Origin of the sequence: Streptomyces sp. NPDC001903, assembly GCF_042891345.1 — a bacterium.
Taxonomy (GTDB): Bacteria; Actinomycetota; Actinomycetes; order Streptomycetales; family Streptomycetaceae; genus Streptomyces.
The window spans coordinates 598,428-620,436 of record NZ_JBIASZ010000001.1 but is presented as its reverse complement, the minus strand read 5'-3'; the positions used below and the strand labels follow the sequence as shown (position 1 = coordinate 620,436).

The following is a 22,009-nucleotide window of genomic DNA, read 5'->3' as shown; positions in this document are numbered from 1 at the left end:
CGGCGCTACGCGAGGTAGAAGGGGCGTACGCGCTCGGCGATGAAGTCGACCACCGGGTCCTGCGCGGCGTCGAGGAGGATCAACTGCACGGGCCAGGGCGGCGCCACGCGCGCCAGGGCCCGGCCCAGGGCGTCCATCGGGGCGTTCCGCATCCCGGGCTCCCATCCCAGCAGCCGGACACCCACGTAGAGCTCCGGGGCCCCTCCCTCGACGCTGGCCAGGCAGCGGTGGGCGGCGGCGACCACGCCGGTGGCGCGGAACTCCTCGGCGGCGGCCGCCAGGAAGTCGACCGGGTCCTCCTGCCAGTCCGGCTCGTAGAGCCGGACGCGGCCGCCGGTGGCGGGGCCGTCGAGGGGGGTCCTGCCGGTGCGGCAGAGCTCGGCGACGGCGGGCGGGGGCAGCGGGACGCCGACGGCGCCCTCGGGGTTTACGGCGATGCCGAGCTGCGGGGGCAGGCCCCGGGCGAACTCCACGGCGGGGGCCACGGCGAAGTCCATGGCGGGGCCGACGCAGGCGCGGAACTGGGCCTCGGAGCTGTACACGGGCACGTACGGCGCCCCGTTGATCTCCATGGTGGGCAGCGTGAGGCCACCGGCCGCGTCCGGGCCGCCACCGCCGGGCAGGGGTACCCAGACCCGGCTGCGCCCGAGCACCTCGACGATCCGGGCCCCGGCGTCCGTCTGCCCGAGCGCCGCCCCGAGCACCTGCTCCAGCTCGTTGTCCGGCCAGCCGCCGCCCTGCATGTACGCCTCCGCTGTGTTTCCGCCCCACGCTGTCGGCCCGAGGTTAACGGCTCGAACCGACACCGCGGCCGGGGGCCCCGACCGGCCGCCGGAAGGCTATGCGGGTCACGCGGGCCGCCGAGCCGCGGTCCAGCAGCACCGCCGAGGTGCAGCCCGCCGGGAGTCGGCCCGATTCCGCTTCCCGCAGCAGCCGGGCGACCGCTCCCCGGTGGCGGGCGAAGGCGTACGCCGACACCCCGCGGCCGCGCGCCGCCTGCCCGGCCAGCGCCTCCTCCGGGCTCGTGTCCAGCAGCAGCAGGTGGAGCGCGCGCCCCCGCCGCCGCGCGGCCGTGGCCAGCAGGCGGCGCACCCAGGACTGCGTCCCGCAGTCGTGGACCACCGCCGAGGCACCGGAGCGCAGGGTCCGCCAGAGCCCCCAGTAGTGCGCGAAGCGGACCGCGGGCCGGTACACCGCGTACGGCAGCGCCCCGGGCATCCGGCGCTCCCAGCGCTCGCGGACGTCCTGGGAGTCGATGCCGCCGCCCTCCGCGGCCCGCTTGATCAGCGTGCTCTTGCCGCCGCCCGGGAGGCCGGACACCACGACGATGTCCCCTTCCGCGAAGCCGAGCCACTGCGGGCCGTGCGCGCCCCGGCCGCGCAGGTCGCGTACGGGAGCGCCGTCGGCGCACGCCCGCCGCGCCGTCGGCACTCCGTCCACGGACCCCGTCCCGGTCAACGCCAGCACTCCGAATCTCCGCACAGTGATCGCCTCCCCCAATCGGGCCCCGCGGGGCCCCATGCCCACTGAGTGTAAAGAGACGGTAATCCGGCACACCCGGTTCCGGTCGGCGCATCCCGGCCGCATCCCGGATGCGTCACCGTTCCGTCATCCCCGTCGCGCACCTCTTCCGTACGTTCTTTCGGGCCCGCACCCCCGATCCCCCGGACGGCGTGCAATGATGTGCGCCATCTGGACCAACTGCATACCGGCCGCTTGAATCCGCGCGGGAGAGTCCCGGCACGCCGTGAGGCCGTGCCCGGGCGCCGAAGGAGCAAGTACCTCCCTTGAATCTCTCAGGCCCCGTACCGCGTGGATGAGGCAGATCTGAAAAGCGAGCCGCGCCGCCGTCCCCCGCGACGGCACCCGCGTGCGCTCCACCCAAGGTGCAAGTCGACGTTCCCCGGGTCCGACCGGGAACTCTCGGCGAACCTCTCAGGTTCCGATGACAGATGGGGAGGATCGTCCTCGTCATGTCATGCCCTGGGACCCGGGAGCCACACCCATGAGCACTGCCCCCCGCCTGACCGCCCTCGACGCGCTGCACCGTTCGCTCGGTGCGACCATGACCGATTTCGCGGGCTGGGACATGCCCCTGCGGTACGGCAGTGAGCGCGACGAGCACAACGCCGTCCGGACCAAGGCCGGCCTGTTCGACCTGTCCCACATGGGCGAGATCACCCTGACCGGCCCGGAGGCCGTCAAGGCCCTGGACTACGCGCTGGTCGGCAACATCTCCACCGTCGGCGTCGGCCGCGCCCGCTACACGCACATCTGCCAGGAGGACGGCGGGATCGTCGACGACCTGATCGTCTACCGCCTGGGCGAGACCGAGTACATGGTCGTCGCGAACGCCTCCAACGCCCAGGTCGTCCTGGACGCCCTGACGGAGCGCGCCGCCGGCTTCGACACCGAGGTCCGCGACGACCGCGACGCGTACGCGCTGATCGCCGTCCAGGGTCCGGAGTCCCCCGGCATCCTCGCCTCCCTCACCGACGCCGACCTGGACGGGCTGAAGTACTACGCCGGCCTGCCGGGCACGGTCGCGGGCGTGCCCGCGCTGATCGCGCGTACGGGCTACACGGGCGAGGACGGCTTCGAGCTGTTCGTCGCCCCCGAGCACGCCGTCGAGCTGTGGCAGGCGCTGACCAAGGCCGGCGAGGGCGTCGGCCTGGTCCCGGCCGGCCTGTCCTGCCGGGACACGCTGCGCCTGGAGGCGGGCATGCCGCTGTACGGGCACGAGCTGACCACCGCCCTGACCCCGTTCGACGCGGGGCTGGGCCGGGTCGTGAAGTTCGAGAAGGAGGGCGACTTCGTGGGCCGCGCCGCTCTGGAGGCCGCCGCCGAGCGCGCCGCCACGAAGGCGCCCCGCAAGCTGGTCGGCCTGATCGCCGAGGGCCGCCGCGTCCCGCGCGCCGGCTTCCCCGTCGTGGCCGACGGGCAGGTCGTCGGCGAGGTCACCTCCGGCGCCCCGTCCCCGACGCTGGGCAAGCCGATCGCGATGGCGTACGTGGACGCGGCACACGCCGCGCCCGGCACCTCCGGCGTCGGCGTGGACATTCGCGGTACGCATGAGCCGTACGAGGTCGTCGCCCTGCCGTTCTACAAGCGGCAGAAGTAGCGCCCGTACGCCCTACCGGCGCCGTACCGGCCGTCTCAGTCCGCAAGACCACTGTTCGTTCGCACTCCCCCGCATCCAGGAGAATCAGGTCATGAGCAACCCCCAGCAGCTGCGTTACAGCAAGGAGCACGAGTGGCTGTCGGACGCCGAGGACGGCGTCGCGACGGTCGGCATCACGGAGTTCGCGGCCAACGCGCTCGGTGACGTCGTCTACGCCCAGCTCCCCGCCGTCGGCGACACGGTGACCGCGGGCGAGACCTGCGGCGAGCTGGAGTCGACCAAGTCCGTCAGCGACCTGTACTCCCCCGTCACCGGCGAGGTCGTCGAGGCCAACCAGGACGTCGTGGACGACCCGGCGCTCGTGAACACCGCTCCGTTCGAGGGCGGCTGGCTGTTCAAGGTGCGCATCGCGGAGGAGCCGGCCGACCTGCTCTCCGCCGAGGAGTACGCCGCGCTCACCCACTCCGACAACTGACACCCCAGGGGTTCCTGATGTCTGTTCTCAACACCCCCCTGCACGAGCTCGACCCCGACGTCGCCGCCGCCGTCGACGCCGAGCTCGCCCGCCAGCAGTCCACCCTGGAAATGATCGCGTCGGAGAACTTCGCTCCGGTCGCCGTCATGGAGGCCCAGGGCTCGGTCCTGACCAACAAGTACGCCGAGGGCTACCCGGGCCGCCGCTACTACGGCGGCTGCGAGCACGTCGACGTGGTCGAGCAGATCGCGATCGACCGCATCAAGGCGCTGTTCGGCGCCGAGGCCGCGAACGTCCAGCCGCACTCCGGTGCGCAGGCGAACGCCGCCGCGATGTTCGCGCTGCTGAAGCCGGGCGACACGATCATGGGCCTGAACCTGGCCCACGGCGGTCACCTGACCCACGGCATGAAGATCAACTTCTCCGGCAAGCTCTACAACGTGGTCCCGTACCACGTCGACGAGACCGGCGAGGTGGACATGGCCGAGGTCGAGCGCCTCGCCAAGGAGTCCAAGCCGCAGCTGATCGTCGCCGGCTGGTCCGCCTACCCGCGCCAGCTGGACTTCGCCGCCTTCCGCCGCATCGCGGACGAGGTCGGCGCGTACCTGATGGTCGACATGGCGCACTTCGCCGGCCTGGTGGCCGCGGGCCTGCACCCGAACCCGGTGCCGCACGCCCACGTCGTCACCACCACCACGCACAAGACCCTCGGCGGTCCGCGCGGCGGCGTCATCCTGTCGACGCAGGAGCTGGCCAAGAAGATCAACTCCGCGGTCTTCCCGGGCCAGCAGGGCGGTCCGCTGGAGCACGTGATCGCGGCCAAGGCGGTCTCCTTCAAGGTGGCGGCCTCGCCCGAGTTCAAGGAGCGCCAGGAGCGCACCCTGGAGGGCGCGAAGATCCTCGCCGCCCGCCTGGTCCAGGACGACGTCAAGGCCGTGGGCGTGGACGTCCTCACCGGCGGCACCGACGTGCACCTGGTCCTGGTCGACCTGCGCAACTCGGAGCTGGACGGCCAGCAGGCCGAGGACCGCCTCCACGAGGTCGGCATCACGGTCAACCGGAACGCGATCCCGAACGACCCGCGGCCCCCGATGGTCACCTCGGGTCTGCGGATCGGCACGCCGGCGCTGGCCACCCGCGGTTTCGACGCCGAGGCCTTCACCGAGGTCGCCGAGATCATCGCGCAGGCGCTGAAGCCGGCGTACGACGCCGAGGACCTGAAGGCGCGCGTCTCGGCGCTCGCCGCGAAGTTCCCGCTGTACCCGACGCTCTAGGCGCCGGTCTGGAAGGGCCCGGCCTTGTCTCGCACAGGGCCGGGCCCTTCCCATGAGCACGTACCGGACACCGGCACCGGCACGGCCCCGCCCCTGCCGGCCGCGCCGGCAGTCGCGCCGGTGCCGTCCCGCGGGCGCGCGGGGGCGTCCAGGCCCACTCCGCCGGGCTGCCAGGACCCGGCCCCATCCTGGAGACGGCCGCGCCCCGAGGCCGCCGGCCCCGTCCCGGAGCGGGAACGTGACCTGACCCACGCCCAACCGCAACCTCGCGCACCCGGTCCGGGAGACGAACCGTTCACTTCGCCGCGTTAAGCTCGGCTGTCGGACAAAATCCGAACAATCACCCCTCCTGAAGCTCCCGAACCGCCCGAACCGCCCGCACCACCGCTCCTGCCCCCTCCCACCCCACGAGCAGACAAGGGAGTCCGCCACCGTGGCCATCTCCGTCTTCGACCTCTTCTCCATCGGCATCGGCCCCTCCTCCTCCCACACGGTCGGCCCGATGCGGGCCGCCCGCATGTTCGTGACCCGGCTGAAGAAGGACGGCGTCCTCGCCCAGACCGCGGCGGTCCGGGCGGAGCTGTACGGATCCCTCGGCGCGACCGGCCACGGCCACGGCACGCCCAAGGCGGTGCTGCTGGGCCTGGAGGGCCACTCCCCCCGCTCGGTGAACGTGGAGAGCGCCGACGACGAGGTGGAGCGCATCCGCAAGACGGGCCGCCTGCGCCTGCTCGGCACCGAGATAGGGAGCGCGCACGAGATCGCCTTCGACGAGCCGAGCCAGCTGATCCTGCACCGCCGCCGGTCCCTGCCGTACCACGCGAACGGCATGACGCTCTTCGCGTACGACGCCGCGGGCGCCCCGCTGCTGGAGAAGACGTACTACTCGGTCGGCGGCGGCTTCGTGGTGGACGAGGACGCGGTCGGCGAGGACCGGATCAAGCTCGACGACACGGTGCTGAAGTACCCCTTCCGCAGCGGCGACGAGATGCTGCGCATGGCCCGGGAGAGCGGGCTGTCGATCTCCGCGATGATGCTGGAGAACGAGAAGGCCTGGCGCACCGAGGAGGAGATCCGCGAGGGCCTGTTGGAGATCTGGCGGGTCATGCAGGCGTGCGTCGCGCGCGGCATGTCGCGCGAGGGCATCCTGCCGGGCGGCCTGAAGGTCCGGCGCCGGGCCGCGAACACCGCCCGCAAGCTCCGCTCCGAGGGCGACCCGCAGGCGCTGTCGATGGAGTGGATCACCCTCTACGCGATGGCCGTGAACGAGGAGAACGCGGCCGGCGGCCGGGTGGTCACCGCCCCGACGAACGGCGCCGCGGGCATCATCCCGGCGGTCCTGCACTACTACGTGAACTTCGTGCCCGGCGCCGACGAGGAGGGCGTGGTCCGCTTCCTGCTGGCGGCGGGCGCCATCGGCCTGCTCTTCAAGGAGAACGCCTCGATCTCCGGCGCCGAGGTCGGCTGCCAGGGCGAGGTCGGCTCGGCCTGCTCGATGGCGGCGGGCGCCCTCGCCGAGGTCCTGGGCTGCACCCCGGAGCAGGTGGAGAACGCGGCCGAGATCGGCATGGAGCACAACCTGGGCCTGACCTGCGACCCGGTCGGCGGCCTCGTCCAGATCCCGTGCATCGAGCGCAACGGCATGGCGGCGGTCAAGGCCGTCACCGCGGCCAAGATGGCCATGCGTGGCGACGGCAACCACAAGGTCTCCCTCGACAAGGTCATCAAGACCATGAAGGAGACCGGCGCCGACATGAAGATCAAGTACAAGGAGACCGCCCGCGGCGGCCTGGCGGTCAACGTCATCGAATGCTGACGCACCGCTGACCCGAAACACGACGAAGCCCTGTCAGGCAATAGCCGACAGGGCTTCGTCGTGGTCCGCTACCGCCGTACGTCCTTCAAGGATTCAGGCGCCCACATCACCGGTCATCCCGGAGTGTTCGAAGGTACGTGACCAGGTCTTCGGCCGGGACCTCGATCCAGGTGGTCCCGGGTCCACCAACCGCCATGACCTGGTAGCGCTCCCCGGCCACTTCCTTCACGAGGAACCGGCGACTGCCTCCGTCCAGCGGATCCACCCGAAGGCGGACGACGCCATGCGTGACGGTGGGGAAGAGTTCCCTCAGCCCGTCAATTCGCCAATTCTCATGAACTCAAATTTCGCCTCGAAGTCATCGAGGGAAATTCCTTCACGCCACGCAGAGACGGCCTCCACGAGCAGTCCGACTTCACCCGTCGACCCAGTCGCCCAGGTGAACCCCGGAATATGGATACCGATCAGGAACAATCGCTCGTCGGCTGCGAGACCGACCGACAGGACACCCCTGCCGGTCTCGATACTGACGACGGTGGAGGCAGAACCCACCGGCCCGATGTCGCACCCGTGCAGCGCAGCGGCCTCTTCCATGGCAGCCCCGAGGCCGCCGGAAGCGACCGAGTCCGGGTACAAGTCGTCCAGCCACGTATCCACGTTCCACCCCTCAGCAGTTGCAGTGCGGGAACGCGCCGCCCTTGAGGGGTTCCAGCGCTCCTCGCAGTGTCGATGGATCCGTCATGTGCGTAGCGGCATCCAAGGACATACCTCCGGCCCCGTTCGGGGAATACCACTTGATGGAATCCCAGGAGCGCTGACCGCAGCGAAGCCTTGGTGAAGCAGTCCCGGGGTCGTCGTAGCCGATGAGGTCGACGACCTGGCCGATGAGCTGGTCGCGCTTCTTCTTGGCCTTGGTGACCGTCGCGTTGGCCGCATCCAGATCGCTGCCGTCCGGCTCGGAATCGTCGCGCCACAGCGGAGGAGATACGCGGCTCTCGGTCCACTCCCCATCGGAGCCGCAATCGCCGGAGCACGAGATCAATCCGAACTCTGGTAGGCGAATGTGGACGTTCCACCGGTGGTGACGCGGGTGATGGAAAACCCGCGCGGCGCACCGCAGGTGCGGGCGTTGCCCAGGCACCCCGCCCTGGCTGTTCGACTGCAACGGCTCCGACGCCCAGCGGTGGACCAACACCAGCCTCAACGCGGCTCCCCTCCCGGTACCCGCACCCTGACGTCCCGGTTCGCCGGTTCATTGAGGTTTGCGGGGAGTTGATCACGCTTGAGGGCGAACCCTCCGCTCCGGGCTGGTTTCTCGATGATCACATGCGCCATGGTGATCACGTGACGTCGCGGCCACACCCCCCGGCGGTCGGCCAACCGCCTTGGACCGCAGCCTTTTTGTGTACTGGAGGACTTCATCATGGCAAGCAACCGCAGCATCCGCGTCCTGGCGGCTGTCGCAGCGCTCCCCTTCGCCGTCGCGCTCTTCACGGGCACGGCCCAGGCCGACAACGGAGCCGGTGCGGGCGTCTCGTCCAACGCCGCCGTCGGGGAGATCCTCGGCAGCGGGGTCGCGGGCGGCAACCTCGGCAACTCCTCCACCACCCAGCAGATCGCCACGGGCTCCGGGGCGTCCAACCAGGGCAACGGCGCCCAGGCCAACGGCGCCGGCTTCACCGCCATCGGGCAGTCCAACGACTCGTTCGTGTTCAACCCCGTCCCGTAGCGGACCGGTCACGCTGTGGCCCGCCCTCCCCCCGGAGGGCGGGCCCTTCGCGTTCCCCCTCCCCTTCCTGTGAGAAGAGGGGCCCAGCGGCCCCCGCGGTCGGGACCTTCGGCCCGCGGGCGCGGCCGGAGGGTGGGCTAGCTTGCCCGAGAGGGCCGCGAGCGCCCCGGCGGGGACACGAGAGAGAGGCGCAGCGCATGGACGGCATCGAGTACCGCGTCCTCCCGCTCCGGCTGGAGGCCGCGCCCGAGCCCGTGCCGGTGTGCGGGGCCTTCACCTACCGCCGCGACCGGCCCTACGAGCTGGCGCTCGACTTCCGGGGCGCCGGGATGCACCTGGCGCACTGGGTGTTCTCCCGGGACCTGCTGCTCGACGGGGAGACCCGCGCGACGGGCGAGGGGGACGTCCGGGTGTGGCCGCGCTGGCAGGGCGGGGAACCGCGGGTCTTCCTCGCCTTCACCAACGGTGCGCAGAGCTGCGTGGTGTCCGCCCGGGCGAAGGACGTACGGGTGCTGTGCCGGCGGCTGGTCGCGCTGGTGCCGCGGGGCGAGGAGCGGCGGCACTACGACCTCGACGCCGAGCTGAGCACCCTCCTGCCCCGGTAGAGCCCCATCTGAGAGGCTTTCTTTTGGTTTGGTGCGTTTTGGGTGCAACCATGAGCCTGCCGGGAGCGTCCTCGGCAGTGACACCGGTCCCCGTCTCCGAAGAATCAGGGGGACGTCATGAACCACCTCCGCCACCGGCGGCTCGTGGCCCTCGCCACAGGTGCGCTGCTCACCGCCGGGATCACCCTCGCCGCGCCGGCCTCCGCCGCCGTCCGGCCCACGCCGCTCGTCGTGAACGCCCGCTGGGGCGGACACTGCACGTACGACCGCATCGTCATCGACCTGCGGGGGTACGTCCCCCAGGCCACGGTCACCCGCGTTCCCCGGCTGGTCCACGACGGGTCCGGCGCGCCGGTCCCGCTGGCCGGGAAGCACTTCCTCCAGATCCGACTGCACCCCGCCGAGGCGCACGACCGCGCGGGCGACAGCACGTACCGCGGACCGAAGCTGGTCAAGATCCATCTGCCGCGACTGAAGGGCCTCGCCCTGACCGGCGACTTCGAGGGGTACGTGACCTTCGGCGCCGCCTTCGACGGCAAGCCCTCCTACCGCTCCTTCACACTGCACGCGCCCGAGCGGTTCGTGCTGGACGTCGCGCACCGCGACGTGTGCCGCTGAGGGCCGGGCGGGCGGGCGCCCCCGGGCGCCCCGGCGTGCGCGCCGGGTTGGTACAGGTCCGTCCGTCCGACTAGGGTCAACGGGCCTTGGTGTTCGGGAAACCGGTGGGAAACCGGTGCGGCCCTCGCCACTGTGAACGGGAAGTCCGGCTCCACTCTCCCCCAGACTCCGTCCGGGAGGTGCCCCCATCGGGAAGCCACTGGGCGGAGCGGAAGGATCCGCGCCGCCCGGGAAGGCGGAGCCAGGGCATCAGCACCCGTGAGCCAGGAGACCGGCCGGGGCGCGTTGTCCATCCACGAGGTGCTGGAGAGGTCTCCCCACTCATGCATATAGCCGAGGGGTTCCTACCCCCTTTGCACGCGGTCGCCTGGGGCGCCGCGTCCGCTCCCTTCGTCGTCCACGGTGTCCGCGCCCTCACCCGTGAGGTGAAGGCGAACCCGGAGAGCACGCTGCTGCTCGGCGCGTCCGGAGCGTTCACTTTCGTCCTGTCCGCCTTGAAGATCCCTTCCGTGACGGGCAGTTGCTCGCACCCCACCGGGACCGGACTCGGGGCCATCCTGTTCCGGCCGCCGATCATGGCGGTGCTCGGCACGATCACCCTGCTCTTCCAGGCACTGCTGCTGGCGCACGGCGGGCTGACCACCCTCGGCGCGAACGTCTTCTCGATGGCGATCGCCGGGCCGTGGGCCGGGTACGGGGTCTACCTGCTGCTGAAGCGCTTCGACGTCCCCCTGATGGTGACCGTCTTCTTCGGCGCCTTCTTCGCCGACCTGGTCACCTACTGCGTGACCTCCGTGCAGCTGGCGCTGGCCTTCCCGGACCCGGCTTCCGGGTTCCCGGGCGCGCTCGCGAAGTTCGGGGGCATCTTCGCCGTGACCCAGATCCCGCTCGCGGTGAGCGAGGGGCTGCTGACGGTGCTCGTGATGCGGCTGCTGATGCAGTCGAGCAAGTCGGACCTGGTCCGGCTGGGCGTGGCGAAGCTGAGCGGGCGCGGCGGGCAGAGCGAGCGGAAGGCGGCGGTCTGATGGGGATGAGCCGGAACGCGAAGATCAACTCCCTGCTGCTGCTCCTGGTGGCGGCGCTGGCGGTACTGCCGATCGCGCTCGGGATGGGCGAGGGCAAGGAGGAGCCGTTCACGGGCGCCGACGCGCAGGCGGAGTCGGCGATCACCGAGCTGAAGCCGGACTACGAGCCGTGGTTCTCGCCGCTGTACGAACCCCCCTCCGGGGAGGTGGAGTCGGCCCTGTTCGCCCTCCAGGCGGCGCTGGGCGCGGGCGTGCTCGCGTACTACTTCGGCGTCCGCAAGGGCCGCCGCCAGGGCGCTGCGCTCGCCGCCGCCGCGGGCCCTGCGGACACCGCCGGGGCGTCCGCTGCCGCCGGGGCGGCCGACACGGCCGCCGCGGAGTCGTAGGCGGTGCTGCCGATCGACGTGGCCGCGCACGGGAGCCGGTGGCGGCGCCGGCATCCGCTGGAGAAGGCCCTGCTGGGGCTCGGGCTGACGGTCACGGCCGTGTGCCTGCCGCCCTGGCCCGGCGGGCCGCTGGTCGCCGCCGCCACGCTCGCCGTGCTGCTCGGCCCGGCCGGCGTGGCCGGGCGGCAGCTGTGGCGGGCCTTCAGGATCCCGCTGGGCTTCTGCTTCACCGGCGCGCTGCCGCTGCTGGTCGCCGTCGGCGGGCCGGCCGGGTTCGTCTCGCTCGCGCCCGACGGCCCCCGGCATGCGGCGGAGCTGCTGCTGCGGACCTCGGCGGCCTCCCTCGGCGTGCTGCTGTTCGCCTTCACCACGCCCGTCTCGGACGTGCTGCCCCGGCTGGTCCGGGCCGGGGTCCCGGCGCCGGTGGTGGACGTGGCCCTGGTCATGTACCGCATCGGCTTCCTGCTGCTGGACTCGATGGCCCAGGTACGGCGCGCCCAGGCGGCCCGGCTGGGCCAGTCCGGGCGGGCGGCGGTATGGCGTTCGCTCGCCGGGCTCGCCGCGACCTCCTTCGTACGGGCCTTCGATCGCGCGGCGCGGCTCCAGGACGGCCTGGCCGGGCGCGGCTACAACGGCGCGCTGCGGGTCCTCGTACCCGAGGCGGCCCTGTCCTGGCGGTTCCTGGCGGCCTCGGGGGCACTGCTGGCGGCCCTGATCACCCTGACCCTCACCCTGAAGGGGCTCTACCTGTGAACCCGTTGGTGGAACTGGCCGGCGCCGGCTACGCGTACGAGGACGGACCCGCGGTCCTGGCCGACGTGGACTTCTCCATCGCCGAGGGCCGGGCGCTGGTCCTGCTGGGCCGCAACGGCAGCGGCAAGACCACGCTGATGCGGCTGCTGAGCGGGGGCCTGCGGCCCGGCTCGGGCGCGCTGCGCCTCGACGGCGCGGCGGTCTCGTACGACCGGGCGGGGCTGATCCGCCTGCGCACGGCGGTGCAGCTGGTGGTCCAGGACCCGGACGACCAGCTGTTCGCGGCCTCGGTGGAGCAGGACGTCTCCTTCGGCCCGATGAACCTGGGGCTGGCGGCGGAGGAGGTGCGCGCCCGCGTGGACTCGGCGCTCGCCGCGCTGGACATCACGGCGCTGCGGGACCGGCCGACGCACCTGCTCTCGTACGGCCAGCGCAAGCGCGCGGCGATCGCGGGGGCGGTGGCGATGGCTCCGCGGGTGCTGATCCTGGACGAGCCGACGGCGGGGCTCGACCCGGACGGGCAGGAGCGCCTGCTGGACGTCCTGGCCCGGCTGCGCGCGGCCGGCACCACGGTGGTCATGGCCACGCACGACGTGGACCTGGCGGTCCGCTGGGCCGACGACGCGGCGGTCCTGACCCCGTCGGGCATCCGCACGGGCCCGGCGCAGACCCTCCTGTCGGATCCGGAGCTCCTGGCCGCGGCCGGTCTGCGCCAGGCCTGGTCCCCGGCGGTGACGGCCCTCCTGCGCGCCCACGCCCTGCTGCCCCCGCACGCCCCGGGCCCGAAGACCCCGGAGGCCCTGGCCGCTTGGCGGTAGCCGTGTCCGCGGCCCGCCGCATCCCTAGGATGGCGGCATGTCGCTGCCGCACGCCATCCTCACCGCCCTGATGGAGAAGCCCTCGTCGGGGCTGGAGCTGACGCGGCGGTTCGACAAGTCGATCGGGTACTTCTGGTCCGCGACGCACCAGCAGATCTACCGCGAGCTCGGGCGGCTGGAGGAGGCCGGACTGATCCGGGCGCTGCCCAGCGAGGTGCCCGTACGGGGGCAGAAGAAGCAGTACGAGGTCCTGGACGCGGGCAGCGCCGAGCTCGCGCGGTGGGTCGGCGAGCGCCAGGACCCGAAGGCCGTCCGGGATCCGCTGCTGCTGCGGATCCGGGCCGCGGCCGTGGTGGGGCCGCAGGGGCTGGCCGCGGAGCTGCGGCGCCATCTGGAGCTGCACCGGCGGCAGCTGGCGGTCTACGAGGCCATCGAGGAGAAGGACTTCCCGCCGGGGCGGGACTCCGAGGAGGACCGGCTGCGCCGGCTCGTCCTGCACGGCGGCACCGGCCTCGAGACGTTCTGGCTGCGCTGGCTGGAGGAGGCCCTGGCCGAGGTCGAGGACATGGAGGACACGGCCTGAGCGGCGCGCAGCCCCCGCCCGCCCGGCAGGAGGGCGGTGCGGGGGCTGCGCGGGGCCGGCTGGCCTACTTGTTCAGGGCGGCCCAGAACTCGTCGAAGCTCATGCGGCCGTCGCCGTTCGCGTCCTTGGCGGCGATCACGGCGTCCGCGACGGAGCCGGTGACGAACGCGTCGCCCATCGCCTTCATGGCCGCGCTGTACTCGTCCGCCGTGACGAAGCCGTCACCGTCCGCGTCGAACTTGCCGAACGTCGCCCGCGCGCTCTCGATGTCAGCCACTGGGATCCACCCCTTCTCGGTGCTTGTTGACCGGCCAAGGGTAGCTGCACTCCTGCGCTGCTCCGTCCGTGGGCCGCGTCTAGCGGAAGATGCCCGTGTGGCCGAGCGAGTAGCGGCCCGGCTGCGGGTAGACGGCCAGGCCGTGGGGGCCGCCGCCCACCGGGATCTTGGCGAGCTGCTGCCCGGTCGCCGTGTCGATCGCGTAGACCTCGGAGTTGTAGCGGCCCGACAGCCACAGCACCTTCCCGTCGGCGGAGACGCCGCCCATGTCAGGGCTGCCGCCGTTCGGCAGCTCCCACTTCTTCGTGAGCCTGTTCTGCTTGAAGTCGAAGACGGAGATGCTGCCCTCGCCCCGGTTGGAGATGTACATCTCCCTGGAGTCGCGGCTCACGTACAGGCCGTGCGTGCCCTTCCCGGTGGGCAGCAGCTTGGGGATGTCGAACTTGTCCCCGCTGAGCACCCACATGCCGTCCGCCATCATGTCGGCGACGTAGAAGGTCTTCCCGTCCGGGGAGACCTTCACGTCCTGCGGCATCGCGCCCTCGAACGGCAGCTTCTGCTGGCCGACGACCTCCATCCGCTCGGTGTCGACCTTGAGCAGCTCGCCGGAGAACTCGCAGCTCACGATGAAGTACCGGCCGTCGGCGGAGAAGTCCGCGTGGTTGACCCCGAAGCAGGTCACCGGGACGGTCTTCACCCGGTTCATCGTGTGCGGGTCGCGGAAGACCAGCTCGCGGTCCATGGAGGCCATCACGACGGCGTACTTGCCGTTCGGCGTGAAGTACAGGTTGTACGGGTCGTGCACCTCGACCGGCTCGCCCGCCTCGCCCGTGGCCGGGTTGATCGGGGTGAGCGTGTGGCCGCGGTTGTTGTTGACCCACAGGGTCTTCATGTCCCAGGACGGGACCACGTGCTGGGGCTGGATCCCGACCGGGATGGTGTCGATGACCTTGTAGGTCTTCGGGTCGATGACGGACACCGTGTTGGAGGTGGTGTTCGGCACGTAGACCCGCGAGGGGAAGCCCCTGACCAGCGGCGAGAGGTTGTTCGGCCGGTCGGCCGCGTACACGTCCTTCGGGTCGAGGAGCGGCGGCATGCCGGCCAGGCCGGGCGGTACGGCCGGGACGGCCTTGACGGGGGCGGGCTGCCGGGCCGCGGCCGCGGAGCCGAGCGCCTCGGCGGGCTCCTTGTCGGCCGATCCGCAGCCGGCCAGGGCGGCGAGGACCAGACCGGCGAGCAGCACGGTGGCCTTCCGGGGAAGGCGGGTGGTCGTCATGAGGTCAGCAGCTCCGTGGTGGTCACCGCGCGCAGCTTGCGGCGCGCGAGTTCTTCGAGGAGGGGCGGCATCGCGTCGACCGTGTCCGCGTAGCCGAAGTGCAGGCTCACCACCGATCCGCCGTGGATCGTCCCGGTGACGGTGCGGATGACGGCCGCGGCGCCGGGCGAGGTGAAGTCGAGGGAGTCCACGTCGTACGAGAGGACGTGCGGGTAGCCCGCCCGCCGGGCCAGCTCCTTGACGAGCGGGGTGGCGTACTGGGTCTGGGAGGGCCGGAACCAGGTGCCGATGGAGCCGGTGAGCCGCTTGAGCCGCTGGGCGCAGCCGGTGATCTCGGCGTAGGCCTCCGCCTCGGGCATGTCGTTGATCGCGAGGTGGCGCTGGGTGTGGTTGCCGAGCTCGTGGCCGCCGTCCAGGACCCGGCGGGCCATGTCCGGGTGGGCGTCGAGCCAGCTGCCGATCGCCAGTACGGTGACCCGCGCGCCCGCCCTTTCCGCCTCGGCGAGCACGGCCCGGGCGATGGCGGGGTCCCCGTTGCCGTGGAAGGTGAGGGCGACCCGGGGGCGGTCGCGCGGACCGTGCGCGATCTCGTCGGGCTGGCCGGGGAACCGGCGCGGGGCGGCCGCAGCCCGGACGGGGGCGGGCTTCGCCGAGGCCGGCTCGGCGGGCGGCCCGGCGGGCGTACGGGCGTCCGTGCCGCACGCGGCGGTGAGGGCGCCGACGGCGGCCGCGGCCCCGGCACGGAGGGCGGATCGGCGGTCCGGGTAGCAGAGCACCTGCCCATTTAAGAGGCGGATGCCACGGAAGGTAACGATTGACCCATTTCGGGACTTTCGTCGGAGTGCATCCGAACGAGGGGGTGTCCGGTATTCGATCAATGAATCACACGGAGCGATGGATAGTTATTCATTGATTGCGAGGTGAGTGGCCCACCTCACCTAGGATTTAACCCGAAACTCTTAGTATTTGCACACTTATGTCCAGGTTGGGACTTTTGGCGTTTGGTCGCCCGTCTGCCATAGTCGGAATCACGGCTTCCCCCATTGACCCGAGCGAAGTCGCCACGCCGAGGATCACACCCCCTTCGATCCTCGGCGCACCCATGAAGCCCCCACGACGCCCCACCACGGCGACCGGGGGCTTCAGGCATTCCGGGGCGGGTGCCCGCACGGGGCGGTCAGCGGTCGGCGACCCGCATCTCGAACCAGGTGATCTTGCCGCGCGGCAGCAGGTCGGCGCCCCAGCGGTCGGAGAGCTTGTCGACGAGGAAGAGCCCCCGCCCGGTGGTGTCCAGCTCGTGCACCGGCATCAGGCAGGGCAGTCCGCGCGAGGGGTCGCGCACCTCGACCCGGATCCAGCCGCGGCGCCGGTGCATCCGTAAGCCGAACGACCGGGCGCCGGTGTGCCGCACCGCGTTGCCGACGAGCTCGGAGACCAGCAGGACGGTGTGCTCGGAAACCTGCGGGGAGAAGCCCCAGAAACGGATCACCACGTACTGGGTGAGCCGGCGGGCCTCGCTCGCCGACTCCGGCATGGACGGCAGGTTCACTTCCGCCTCGGCCGGATTGCCGTACAACTCCAGCGCCTTGAGGCCCTGTTCGTCCTCAAGAGCCGCCGTCGGCCGCACGGCGGAAGCGCTGCTGCGCTGCCGCGGCTGTTCCACACCCTCCAGGCCCGCCATGAACCCATCATGGACGGCCGATACGCCCGCCCGGGCCGTTCCTTAGGAAAACACCCCCCGGAATCATCGATTCCAAGGGGGCGTTCCGTCATATGCGCGGGGCAACCGGAGAGCCGTGGGACCACCCTGATCTGCGGCGACCCACCACTCCCGGAAGATCATCCGGAGTGGATCTCCACGGGTTCTTAAGGCTGCCTTAAGGCCTGGCTAATCCACCCCTAGGGAGGACCAACCGCCCTCCTGCTAGACGAACTTCGCCTTGCCGGGGCCCTCCTCGACGAAGCTGCGCATGCCGCGCTCACGGTCCTCGGTGGCGAACAGGCCCGCGAACCAGTTGCGTTCGATGGTCAGGCCGGTGTCGATGTCCGCCTCCAGGCCCGCGTCCACGCACTCCTTGGCGGCGCGCAGCGCGATCGCCGGACCCTGCGCCAGCTTGGCGGCCCAGGCGTGCGCCTGCTCGTACACCTCGGCGGCGGGCACCACCCGGTCCACGAGGCCGAGGGCGAGCGCCTCGTCGGCCTTGACCATGCGGCCGGTGAAGATGAGGTCCTTGGCCTTGGACGGGCCGATCAGGCGGGACAGCCGCTGGGTGCCGCCGGCGCCCGGGATCAGGCCGAGCAGGATCTCGGGCTGGCCGAGCTTCGCGTTGTCGGCTGCGATCCGGTAGTCGGCGCACAGCGCGAGCTCGCAACCGCCGCCGAGGGCGTAGCCGGTGACGGCGGCGACGACCGGCTTGGGGATGCGCGCCACTGCGGTGAACGCGTCCTGGAGCGCGCGGGACCGGGCGACCATCGCCGCGTGGTCCATCGTCTGCATCTCCTTGATGTCCGCGCCCGCCGCGAACACCTTCTCGCCGCCGTAGATGATCACCGCGCGCACGTCGGCCCGGTCGGTGGCCTCCACCGCGAGCTCGCGCAGCCGGTCCTGGGTGGCGATGTCCAGGGCGTTCATGGGCGGGCGGTCCAGGCGGAGGGTGCCGACGCCTTCGGAGACTTCGAGAGAGAGGGTCATACGCGAAAGGTTAGCGGCGGTTAACGGGGAATGGCCCGGTGCCGTGGGTCACAGCACCGGGCCACTCGACTACGTACGGGGGAGGACTACTTGATCCACTCCGCCCAGTCCATGTTCCAGCCGTTGAGGCCGTTGTCCGGGGCGATCTGCTTGTCCTTGGAGTTCTTCACGATGACGACGTCGCCGACCAGCGACTCGTTGAAGAACCATGCGGCGGGCTGGTTGCCGTCACCCGCGCCGCGGACGTCCTTGAGGCCCACGCAGCCGTGGCTGACGTTCTCGGAGCCGAACGTGCCCGAGGAGGCCCAGTAGTTGCCGTGCACGAAGGTGCCGGACTGCGACAGGCGCATGGCGTGCGGGACGTCCGAGATGTCGTACTCGCCGCCGAAGCCCACGGTCGCGCCGTTCATCCGGGTCACCTTGTACTTCTCGCTGATGACCATCTGCCCGTTGTACGTGGTCGTCGACGGGGCGCCCGCGGTGATCGGGAGGTCCTTGAGCACCTGGCCGTCGCGGACGACCTGCATCGTGTGCTCGCTCGCGTCGACCGTGGAGACCTGCGAGCGGCCGATGGTGAAGGTGACCGTACGGGTCTGCTTGCCGTACACGCCGGGGCGGCCTTCGACTCCGTCGAGGGCGATCTTCACGGTGACCTTGGTGCCCGCGGCCCAGTACTTCTCGGGGCGGAAGTCGAGGCGGTCGTTGCCGAACCAGTGGCCCTCGACCGGGACGGACGGCTCGGCCGTCACCGTGATGGCCTTCTCGACGGCCTCGGTGTTGGTGATGCCGCGGGTGAAGTTGAACGACACCGGCATGCCCACGCCGACGGTCTCGCCGTCCTCGGGCGTGTAGTGGCCGACGAAGGTGTTCGTCGGGGTCAGGGTCGTGAAGGTGGTGTCCTTGGCGGACTCCCGGCCGGCCTCGTCCTTGGCGACGGCGTGCACCTTGTACTCGGTGGCGGAGGCCAGGTTGCGGGCGGGCTCCCAGCTCGCGCCGTCCTCGGCGAGCTTGCCCTCGACCGCGTTGCCCTTGGTGTCGGCGACGGTCACCGTGGTGAGCTTGCCGCCGGTGCTGGTTATCTTCAGGATGCCGCTGGTGGCGACCTCCTTGGCACCGTCGTCCGGCTTGACGTTGACGACCGCCTTGGATGCCTCGGTACCGGTCTTGCCGCCTCCGCCGGCGCCGTTGTCGCCGCCTCCCCCACCCGTGTTGCCGCCTCCACTGCACGCGCTGGTGAGCAGCAGCGCCGCCCCGAGCAGGAGGGCCGGCAGGCCGGTGCGGCGGGCGCGGCCGCGTATCGGCTGCAGGTTCACTCTTCTTCTCCCCATGTCCCCCGCGCGCGGACAGTCGCGCGCATGTCGACAGGAAATCACATGGGGGGATCACGAAGAGAAACGGTCTTGTCACCGTTCCGTCCCAAGCCGGAGGAACGGGCCGCGTCAGTCCTCCGTACCGGGTTTGGCGCCCCAGACGTAGACGGCGTCGCCCTCGTCCAGCAGGTTCCACAGGCGTTCGGCGTCCGGCACGGAGAGGTTGACGCAGCCGGCCGACCCGCCGTGCGCGTAGAGGTCGCCGGGGCGGCCGTGCAGGGCCTGGCCCCCGTCGAAGAACTGGGCGTACGGCATGGGGGCGTTGTCGTACAGCGTGGACTTGTGGTCCTTGCTGCGCCAGTAGATCTCGTGCCAGCCGGGGCGGGTCTCCTGGTCGTCGCGGCCGGTGCGGATGGGCACGGGCGGGAAGACGACGCCGCTGCCGCGCTGCACCCACAACAGCTGCCGGTCGAGGTCCACACAGGTCACCCGGCGGGTGCGGACGGGGCAGGCGCCGGCGGCGTTGGGCTCGGCGCGCGCGGCCACGGCGACCATCGTGCGGTGGGTGGCGAGGCCGGGGTAGCCGTCGGCGGGGGTGATGCCGTGGGCGCTCTGGAAGGAGCGGACGGCCGCGCAGTCGGCCGGGGACTGCGTCCCGTCGACGGGGCGGCCGAGGTGGGCCTCGAGCTCGCGCTGGTAGGGGCCGGTGCCGGCGGTACAGGCGGGTTCGGGGGCGGCCGCCGCGCTCGCGCGCGCCGGGCCCGGTGCGGCGAGGGCCAGTACGGCGGCGGCCAGGAGGGCCGCGGCCGCGCCGCGCGGCGCGGTTGCGCGTACGGGTGCGGGTACCGGTGCGCCTGCGGTCATACGGGCCTCCTCGGGCCCGCCGGCCGGGCCGCCGGGGCCCAGCCAACCCGGACCGGCCCGGGGCCGCCTGCGCGGGTGCGCCGGTGGGGTGAGCGGGTCACCTCACCGGCGCACCGGCGGGGGGCGGGTCAGCCGCGGCCGCCGCCCTTCCCGCCCTTGCCCTTGCCGCCCTTGCCCCTGCCGCCCTTGCCGCCGTCGTCCTTGCCCTTGCCGTGGTCGTCGCGGCGGTTGTCCACCGTCACCACCAGCTTGTGGCCGGGGGTCTGCGCATCGAGCCGGAGCGGGCCCGTCACCCGGTTGTCCGGCAGCACGTAGCCCTCGGGCACGTCCGTCTCCCGCAGGTAGTACGAGCCCGACTCCAGGTACCCGAAGGTGCAGACGCCCCCGCCGTCGGTGGCGCAGCCCGCCTTGACCCGGACGTCGGCGTTGATGCCCGCGGTCTGCAGGCCCGCGGTCCCGTTGGCCTCCTTCCAGACCTCGAACACCGCGCCGCGCAGCGGCCGCCCGGTCTTGGCGTCCTTCTTCAGGACCTCCAGCACCCCGCGGTACTCCTTGCCGTTGACGACGGTGGCCGTGATCCCGCTGGTCACGTCCGCCTCGGTGAGGACCACCGTGGTCACCGGCTGCGCGGGCAGCTCGTAGCCCGCGGGGGCGACGGTCTCGCGCCAGTGGTACGTACCGGGCTCCACCACCCGCTCGCACCGGCCGTCGGCCCCGGTGACGCAGGCGTTCTCCACGAGCGTGTCCGGGGAGCCGCCGTCCCTCTGGAGGCCCTCGGTCCCGTTGGTCTCGCGCCACAGCTGGAAGGTGGCCTGCGCGAGCGGTGTGGTGCCGTCGGTGTCGACCTTGTGGACGGCGACCCTGCCGGTGGGCGCAGGCGGCGGCACCTTCACGTTGTCCACCACGTACCGGACGCCGGCCGTGGCGTTCTCGGCGGTGAGCGTCAGCGGGAAGACGCGGTGCTCGGGCAGCACGTACCCGTCGGGGGCGGCGGTCTCGCGCCAGTAGTACGTGCCGGGCTCGGACTCCCGGGCGCAGACGCCGTCGGCGGGGGTGACGCAGTCATCGACCTCGGTGTCAGCGTCTCCCGTGAACTGGGCGCCGCTCCGACCGTTGGTCTCGCGCCACAGTTCGAAGTGCGCGCCGGCCAGCGGCCTGCCCGCCTCGTCCTGCTTGAGGACGGAGACCGACCCGGTGACGGGTACGGGCGGGGTCAGGGTGCAGTCGGGCAGATCGCCGTTGAAGGGGTAGGCGTGGAACTCCTGGCCGCCGCCGAGGCCGTCGGCGCTGGTGTGCGTGAGCGTGCCGGTGGTGAAGAAGCGGCCGTTCATGCCGGGCAGGGTGACGGTGGTCTGCGAGGCCTGCTCGCCGATGAGCACGGCGCCCTGGAACTGGCCGCTGCCCTGGAGGTGCACGGTCGTGGCGTCCGGGAAGTTCCACAGCAGCCGGGTCCGCAGCGCGTTCCAGGGGCTGTGGGCGTCGTCGATGGCGCCGCTGTAGGTGCTGATGGTGCGGTTGGTCCCGAGGACGTTGACGAGGACGGTGGCGTCCGGCGGAATGCGGTCGAAGCGGATGCCGACGGCCCCGCCCGCACCGCCGCCGCCTGCGCCGGAGACCAGGTCGAAGTCGACGTTGAAGATCTGGAGCTTGGAGACGCCGTCCCCGGTGAAGACCGTGGTCCCGGAGGCGTTGACGGCCGTGCCGGTGGCCTTGCGGAGCTGCCCGTCGACCCGCGCGTAGCAGGTGCTGGCGGCGGTGAGCCGGTCGCGCAGGCCCGCGTACTTGGCCACGGCGGCCGTGTCCTGGACCAGTGGGCCGGTGACCCGGCCGGGGCCGGGTGCGGTGCCGGCGTACCGGACCACGCCGCCGTCGGAGATCAGGCGCTCGCCGGCGGCGATGTGGACGTTCCGGCCGGTGGCGAGGAAGTCCGAGCCGGTCGGGGGCCGCACCAGGGAGCCCGCGCCGACGATGCCGATGTTGTAGGCCTGGCCGGCCCGGGCGTCCTTGTCCTGGTCGAAGCTGCCGAGGACGACGACCTTGCCCTCGGCCTCGGCGGCGCGCTCGCGGACCCGGAAGTCCCCGCCGACGAAGACGTTGACGCCGTCGTCGTAGCCCTTGGCCGCGGTGCCGACGTCGACCGGGGGGAACGGGTCGGGGCACGTGCCCGGGATGCAGGGGCCCAGGCCGTCCGGCAGCGGCGCGCGCAGGGCGGCCCGGACCGGCGCCGCCTGTTCCCGCGCCGGCCGGTCGGCCGCGGGGGCCGCCGCGAGGGCCGCGGAGGCCCCGGCGGCCAGAACGGCTCCGACCGCGAGCCCGAGGGTCCAGTTCCTAGCTGACATGACGCTCCGTCCGTCTCCCGGCGCTGCCGCGCCGCTCGGCTGGAGCAA

General features: G+C 72.0%; 24 protein-coding genes and 2 riboswitches. Of the genes, 12 read left to right on the top strand and 12 right to left on the bottom strand.

What is annotated here, in order from left to right:
* Positions 1-5 precede the first annotated feature (5 nt).
* Together ACFYZS_RS02875 and ACFYZS_RS02870 are read right to left on the bottom strand one after the other, a co-directional pair.
* Positions 6-743: an enhanced serine sensitivity protein SseB gene (locus tag ACFYZS_RS02875; protein ID WP_389006061.1), complete on the bottom strand. Its 738-nt coding sequence runs from the start codon at positions 741-743 to the stop codon at positions 6-8.
* A gap of 43 nt (positions 744-786) precedes the next feature.
* A complete protein-coding gene (locus ACFYZS_RS02870) occupies positions 787-1,440 on the bottom strand; it encodes an AAA family ATPase (RefSeq protein ID WP_389006059.1) in 654 nt (217 codons plus the stop codon).
* Positions 1,441-1,717: 277 nt separating this feature from the next.
* A riboswitch (glycine riboswitch) is annotated at positions 1,718-1,821 on the top strand.
* Between the two features lie 184 nt (positions 1,822-2,005).
* Here ACFYZS_RS02870 and gcvT point away from each other — a divergent pair.
* The 4 genes from gcvT to ACFYZS_RS02850 all read left to right on the top strand — a co-directional run bounded on the left by gcvT (position 2,006) and on the right by ACFYZS_RS02850 (position 6,686).
* Entirely contained in the window at positions 2,006-3,121 is a 1,116-nt protein-coding gene (gene gcvT / locus ACFYZS_RS02865; RefSeq protein WP_389006057.1) for a glycine cleavage system aminomethyltransferase GcvT, read from the top strand.
* A 91-nt stretch (positions 3,122-3,212) separates the two neighbouring features.
* Entirely contained in the window at positions 3,213-3,596 is a 384-nt protein-coding gene (gene gcvH / locus ACFYZS_RS02860) for a glycine cleavage system protein GcvH (RefSeq protein ID WP_385188315.1), read from the top strand.
* Positions 3,597-3,613: 17 nt separating this feature from the next.
* Entirely contained in the window at positions 3,614-4,870 is a 1,257-nt protein-coding gene (glyA, locus tag ACFYZS_RS02855) for a serine hydroxymethyltransferase (protein WP_030857337.1), read from the top strand.
* Positions 4,871-5,303: 433 nt separating this feature from the next.
* Positions 5,304-6,686 (top strand): L-serine ammonia-lyase, encoded by a 1,383-nt coding sequence (locus ACFYZS_RS02850; RefSeq protein ID WP_389006054.1) that lies wholly within the window; start codon positions 5,304-5,306, stop codon positions 6,684-6,686.
* Positions 6,687-6,995: 309 nt separating this feature from the next.
* Here ACFYZS_RS02850 and ACFYZS_RS02845 read toward each other — a convergent pair whose 3' ends face one another.
* The gene (locus tag ACFYZS_RS02845) at positions 6,996-7,343 is read right to left on the bottom strand and encodes a hypothetical protein (RefSeq protein WP_389006052.1); all 348 of its coding nucleotides are present in this window, start codon (positions 7,341-7,343) and stop codon (positions 6,996-6,998) included.
* Positions 7,344-7,353: 10 nt separating this feature from the next.
* Positions 7,354-7,890: a hypothetical protein gene (locus ACFYZS_RS02840; protein WP_389006050.1), complete on the bottom strand. Its 537-nt coding sequence runs from the start codon at positions 7,888-7,890 to the stop codon at positions 7,354-7,356.
* Between the two features lie 219 nt (positions 7,891-8,109).
* Here ACFYZS_RS02840 and ACFYZS_RS02835 point away from each other — a divergent pair, with 219 nt between their 5' ends.
* The 8 genes from ACFYZS_RS02835 to ACFYZS_RS02800 all read left to right on the top strand — a co-directional run bounded on the left by ACFYZS_RS02835 (position 8,110) and on the right by ACFYZS_RS02800 (position 13,203).
* Positions 8,110-8,415: a hypothetical protein gene (locus tag ACFYZS_RS02835; RefSeq protein WP_389006048.1), complete on the top strand. Its 306-nt coding sequence runs from the start codon at positions 8,110-8,112 to the stop codon at positions 8,413-8,415.
* Positions 8,416-8,612: 197 nt separating this feature from the next.
* The gene (locus ACFYZS_RS02830) at positions 8,613-9,020 is read left to right on the top strand and encodes an SsgA family sporulation/cell division regulator (protein ID WP_389006046.1); all 408 of its coding nucleotides are present in this window, start codon (positions 8,613-8,615) and stop codon (positions 9,018-9,020) included.
* Positions 9,021-9,137: 117 nt separating this feature from the next.
* Positions 9,138-9,638, top strand: a complete 501-nt coding sequence (locus ACFYZS_RS02825) for a hypothetical protein (protein WP_389006044.1) — start codon at positions 9,138-9,140, stop codon at positions 9,636-9,638.
* 70 nt (positions 9,639-9,708) lie between these two features.
* A riboswitch (cobalamin riboswitch) is annotated at positions 9,709-9,933 on the top strand.
* A gap of 28 nt (positions 9,934-9,961) precedes the next feature.
* Positions 9,962-10,663 (top strand): energy-coupling factor ABC transporter permease, encoded by a 702-nt coding sequence (locus ACFYZS_RS02820; protein ID WP_389006042.1) that lies wholly within the window; start codon positions 9,962-9,964, stop codon positions 10,661-10,663.
* Between the two features lie 5 nt (positions 10,664-10,668).
* A complete protein-coding gene (locus ACFYZS_RS02815; protein ID WP_389006307.1) occupies positions 10,669-11,049 on the top strand; it encodes an energy-coupling factor ABC transporter substrate-binding protein in 381 nt (126 codons plus the stop codon).
* A 3-nt stretch (positions 11,050-11,052) separates the two neighbouring features.
* Entirely contained in the window at positions 11,053-11,802 is a 750-nt protein-coding gene (cbiQ, locus tag ACFYZS_RS02810; protein WP_389006040.1) for a cobalt ECF transporter T component CbiQ, read from the top strand.
* On the top strand, positions 11,799-12,620 hold the full coding sequence (locus ACFYZS_RS02805; RefSeq protein WP_389006038.1) for an energy-coupling factor ABC transporter ATP-binding protein: 822 nt from the start codon (positions 11,799-11,801) through the stop codon (positions 12,618-12,620). Before cbiQ ends, ACFYZS_RS02805 begins: the two co-directional genes overlap by 4 nt.
* A 37-nt stretch (positions 12,621-12,657) precedes the next feature.
* Positions 12,658-13,203 (top strand): PadR family transcriptional regulator, encoded by a 546-nt coding sequence (locus ACFYZS_RS02800; RefSeq protein WP_389006036.1) that lies wholly within the window; start codon positions 12,658-12,660, stop codon positions 13,201-13,203.
* Between the two features lie 64 nt (positions 13,204-13,267).
* On the opposite strand, the gene ACFYZS_RS02795 is transcribed toward ACFYZS_RS02800, so the two are convergent.
* The 8 genes from ACFYZS_RS02795 to ACFYZS_RS02760 form a co-directional block, all read right to left on the bottom strand.
* The gene (locus ACFYZS_RS02795) at positions 13,268-13,480 is read right to left on the bottom strand and encodes an EF-hand domain-containing protein (RefSeq protein ID WP_030857319.1); all 213 of its coding nucleotides are present in this window, start codon (positions 13,478-13,480) and stop codon (positions 13,268-13,270) included.
* A 79-nt stretch (positions 13,481-13,559) separates the two neighbouring features.
* Positions 13,560-14,756 carry a YncE family protein gene (locus ACFYZS_RS02790; RefSeq protein ID WP_389006034.1) on the bottom strand — a complete coding sequence of 399 codons (1,197 nt, stop codon included), beginning with the start codon at positions 14,754-14,756 and terminating at the stop codon, positions 13,560-13,562.
* Entirely contained in the window at positions 14,753-15,532 is a 780-nt protein-coding gene (locus tag ACFYZS_RS02785) for a polysaccharide deacetylase family protein (RefSeq protein ID WP_389006033.1), read from the bottom strand. Before ACFYZS_RS02785 ends, ACFYZS_RS02790 begins: the two co-directional genes overlap by 4 nt.
* A 401-nt stretch (positions 15,533-15,933) precedes the next feature.
* A complete protein-coding gene (locus ACFYZS_RS02780) occupies positions 15,934-16,437 on the bottom strand; it encodes an ATP-binding protein (RefSeq protein ID WP_389006031.1) in 504 nt (167 codons plus the stop codon).
* A 243-nt stretch (positions 16,438-16,680) separates the two neighbouring features.
* Positions 16,681-17,448 (bottom strand): enoyl-CoA hydratase/isomerase family protein, encoded by a 768-nt coding sequence (locus ACFYZS_RS02775; protein ID WP_030857311.1) that lies wholly within the window; start codon positions 17,446-17,448, stop codon positions 16,681-16,683.
* An 86-nt stretch (positions 17,449-17,534) separates the two neighbouring features.
* Positions 17,535-18,776 (bottom strand): Ig-like domain-containing protein, encoded by a 1,242-nt coding sequence (locus tag ACFYZS_RS02770; protein WP_389006029.1) that lies wholly within the window; start codon positions 18,774-18,776, stop codon positions 17,535-17,537.
* 111 nt (positions 18,777-18,887) lie between these two features.
* Positions 18,888-19,622 (bottom strand): L,D-transpeptidase family protein, encoded by a 735-nt coding sequence (locus ACFYZS_RS02765; RefSeq protein ID WP_389006027.1) that lies wholly within the window; start codon positions 19,620-19,622, stop codon positions 18,888-18,890.
* A gap of 128 nt (positions 19,623-19,750) precedes the next feature.
* Positions 19,751-21,961 (bottom strand): choice-of-anchor A family protein, encoded by a 2,211-nt coding sequence (locus ACFYZS_RS02760; protein ID WP_389006025.1) that lies wholly within the window; start codon positions 21,959-21,961, stop codon positions 19,751-19,753.
* Between the last annotated feature and the right edge of the window lie 48 nt (positions 21,962-22,009).